This is a genomic window from Paenibacillus chungangensis, from assembly GCF_042675905.1.
Classification (GTDB): domain Bacteria; phylum Bacillota; class Bacilli; order Paenibacillales; family Paenibacillaceae; genus Pristimantibacillus; species Pristimantibacillus chungangensis.
Genome location: NZ_JBHTJZ010000040.1, coordinates 1 through 586, shown reverse-complemented (window position 1 = coordinate 586; position 586 = coordinate 1). Strand labels below are relative to the sequence as shown.

At 47.1% G+C, this 586-nt stretch carries 2 rRNA genes; both read right to left on the bottom strand.

Going from position 1 to position 586, the window contains the following annotated elements:
* Positions 1–204 precede the first annotated feature (204 nt).
* Positions 205–321 (bottom strand): 5S ribosomal RNA (gene rrf, locus ACFQ2I_RS19460).
* A 172-nt stretch (positions 322–493) separates the two neighbouring features.
* Positions 494–586 (bottom strand): 16S ribosomal RNA (locus ACFQ2I_RS19455); the annotation flags it as partial.

Sequence of the window (586 nt, the reverse complement as noted above, 5' to 3'; positions counted from 1 at the left end):
CGTTTTTCGATGAGTGACTTTCCTGAATGGCTTCAGAAAAGACGCTACATGTCAAACGTTTATTTTAATGCTTCAGCTAAAGGATGTTTCAGCATAAAGCTTCTCGCTACTATACAGTAGCTGGAATGCTTTATTGTTACTTTCGTTATCCAGTTTTCAAGGTGCAAGTGTCGAAATCGACACATTATAGATGCTTGCGCATCTGCTTGGCGACGCCCTACTCTCCCAGGACCCTGCGGTCCAAGTACCATCGGCGCTGGAGGGCTTAACGGTCGTGTTCGAGATGGGAACGTGTGGTTCCCCTCCGCCATCGCCACCAAACGATGTTTTTCACTGTATTCACTTCTCTGAATTTGCTTCAGAAAAGTCACAATCTTTGAGGGTTATTCCCTCAAAACTGAAGATGAGCGACATGTCGAGTTGTACGTTTCCTGCAGAAACGAAGCATATGCTTCCGATGTGCGTTTTGTTCCAAAACGCTTTAAATCCTTAGAAAGGAGGTGATCCAGCCGCACCTTCCGATACGGCTACCTTGTTACGACTTCACCCCAATCATCTACCCCACCTTCGGCGGCTGGCTCCCTTG